This window comes from Acinetobacter sp. YH12097, assembly GCF_013419225.1.
Lineage (GTDB): Bacteria > Pseudomonadota > Gammaproteobacteria > Pseudomonadales > Moraxellaceae > Acinetobacter > Acinetobacter amyesii.
Genome location: NZ_VPAN01000090.1, coordinates 1 through 2,554 on the forward strand (window position 1 = coordinate 1; position 2,554 = coordinate 2,554).

Here is a 2,554-nt window from a genome sequence, read left to right on the forward strand (position 1 = left end):
GTAAGCGTCCGCTGAACCCCATGCCTATTTTTTAATTTGAGTTGGATTTCCAGCGATGTGGCAGTAATTCTTCTATTTGGGTCGCTTTATGCGTCGGCAGCCTTTTCAGCACATCACTTAAATAGGCATACGGATCCAAGCCATTCAGCTTTGCTGACTGGATTAAAGTCATGATATTCGCCGCTCGCTGGCCGCTGCGCAGCGAGCCAGCAAACAGCCAGTTCTTGCGCCCTAAGGCCCAAGGTCGCATTTGATTCTCTACCCAATTATTGCAAATCGGTAGATTGCCATCATCCAAATAGCGGCTTAAAGCTGGCCAACGCTTCAGAGTGTAATTGATGGCCTTGGCGGTTGGAGAACTCGATGGCACCGTCAGATAATGTTGGTTGAGCCATTCATACAGTTGTTGCATCACCGGTTGACTATGCTGTTGTCGGTATTCGCGGCGCTGTTCTACCGTACCATCGGTCTTTTTCCTGAGTTCTGCTTCTATCGCATACAGTTTCTGAATCATCAGTAATGCCTGTTCAGTGATCTGACTTTTCCCAGTCACATGTAGCTCATGGAATTTACGACGTGCATGGGCCATGCAGCCCACCTCAATGACATCGCCTGATTTAAAGCGTGCTTTATAACCACTGTAATCATCACAGACCAGATGGCCCTGCCAGCCATTCAGGAACTCTTCTGCATGCTGACCTGAACGGCTATCCTGAAAGTCATAGATCACCGCTTGAACTGGATTGTACTGTGTAGTGGCATAGGCCCAGACATAACCTTTCTTCGGTTTTTTCTCATCATCACCCATCTGCATAATGGTGACTGGTGTTTCATCTGCATGCAGCACCTGCTGTTGCAGCACCACCTGTTTTAAGGCATTGGCCAGAGGCTCCAGTTCTACACCGCAGCGACCTATCCAGTCAGATAACGTTGATCTAGAAAGCTCGATTCCCGCCCGCTGATAGATCAGACGTTGACGGTACAGCGGTAAATGATCGGCATACTTCGATACCAACACATGGCTGAGCAGTTCAGGTGAAGCAATGCCTTTATCAATCACATAGGCAGGCATCGCTTGCTGAGTCAGGGTGTCACACTGATCACAGACCCATTTGCCACGCACATGCTGTTCCTTATAGAACTGTGCCGGTCTGAAATGCAGTTTTTCACTGATATCTTCGCCGATACGACGCAAGGTGCAGCCACAAGCACATTGGGTTGATGTTGGTTCATGCTCAATACGGATGGTGTGTAGATGATCGGGCAGCAGTCGACGTTTAGGTTTATTTGCTTTGGCTTTCTGTGTCGCTGCATCGGTTTTATCTGCATTCAGCCGTTCCAGTTCCAGATCAACGGCTGCAATATCTTCTTCGACCGCTTCATCCCAGAGATGGATTTGTTTTGCAGTGAGATGTTCGTTTTTACTGCCGAATTTGTGCTGTTTAAATAGTGCGAGTTCATGCTCGTATTTTTGATTGAGAATAGAAAGATGTTGAACTTGAGCATCTAATTGCTGATTGGATACTTCAAGATGCTGAACTTTGGTATCTAATTGTTGGTTTGATTTTTCTAATTCTTGATTTGATTGTGCCAGAGACTGATGCTGCATCGCCAACTGCCGGGTAAATTCCAGCAGTTGTTCATGGGTCAGTTGGCTTAAATCAGGCAGCATTTTCATGACCGCAGTATGCCTGAGGTCATGACGCAGAGGAAATAGAACGTTTGGAGAATAGCAGAATGGACCAGCCTAGTTTAGAGCATCGTCACCACCTGCTGTCGTCCAATGCGCTGCCAAGGTAAACCCTGGATCAGTGCCTGTAACTGTTCCGGACTGATCGCCATGCTTTCACCCTGGTGAACCTGCGCCCAGTGGAATTTTCCCTGTTCCAGCCGCCGGGCACACAGCCAGATGCCCAGTCCATCATGTACCAGCACTTTCATGCGATGGCCACGTTTATTACAGAACAGGTAAGCACAATGCGGTTTAATGTAGCCAAAGGCTCTCACCACCTGAGCCATGATAGTATCCATCCCTGCTCGCATATCCAGAGGTTGGGTAGAAAGCCAGATTTCATCAATGCGGATCATGTTGCAAGTGCCTTGAGTAATTCTGCTAAAGCAGATATTTCTGATACTTGCCATTTCAAGCCAATTTCTGCTTTTGAGTGGGGTAAAGTAATTTGAACCGTTAACATGTCAGTAGGAGTAGGATCTAATGGTGCAGAGCAAGATAAGGCAATAAATGCAGGTTTATTCGGTAGTGGTGAGCGATCATTCCCTGGCTTACCATCAATTAAGCGAATCCATTTGGATACAAGATTTGTATTCAATCCATGTTGCAAAGCGACCGAAGCAATTGAAACGTCCGGTGCTTTACAAGCCTGAACGATCTGCTGTTTAAATTCAGCACTGTATGTTCTTCGTTTTTTCGCAAGAGATGCGATGGATGTCTGGTGATTTGTAGTCATAAATTTTAGTCCCCACTTGTTTTTAAGTGGGGACTAAATTAAGGCTTATAGGATGAATTCATAAGGTGTGTTCAGCGGACGCTTAC

At 46.5% G+C, this 2,554-nt stretch carries 3 protein-coding genes; all 3 read right to left on the reverse strand.

The features are described 5' to 3' along the window. Positions 1 to 31: 31 nt before the first annotated feature. Entirely contained in the window at positions 32 to 1,678 is a 1,647-nt protein-coding gene (locus FTU37_RS16470; RefSeq protein WP_180087044.1) for an IS66 family transposase, read from the reverse strand. A gap of 74 nt (positions 1,679 to 1,752) precedes the next feature. Further along, a complete protein-coding gene (gene tnpB, locus FTU37_RS16475; protein ID WP_004691519.1) occupies positions 1,753 to 2,088 on the reverse strand; it encodes an IS66 family insertion sequence element accessory protein TnpB in 336 nt (111 codons plus the stop codon). Next, positions 2,085 to 2,468: a transposase gene (locus FTU37_RS16480; protein ID WP_004762545.1), complete on the reverse strand. Its 384-nt coding sequence runs from the start codon at positions 2,466 to 2,468 to the stop codon at positions 2,085 to 2,087. Before FTU37_RS16480 ends, tnpB begins: the two co-directional genes overlap by 4 nt. Positions 2,469 to 2,554 lie beyond the last annotated feature (86 nt).

Coding starts and splice junctions, on each gene's coding strand:
- FTU37_RS16470 (WP_180087044.1), bottom strand. CDS start 1,678: ATGAAAATGCTGCCTGATTTAAGCCAACTGACCCATGAACAACTGCTG.
- tnpB (WP_004691519.1), bottom strand. CDS start 2,088: ATGATCCGCATTGATGAAATCTGGCTTTCTACCCAACCTCTGGATATG.
- FTU37_RS16480 (WP_004762545.1), bottom strand. CDS start 2,468: ATGACTACAAATCACCAGACATCCATCGCATCTCTTGCGAAAAAACGA.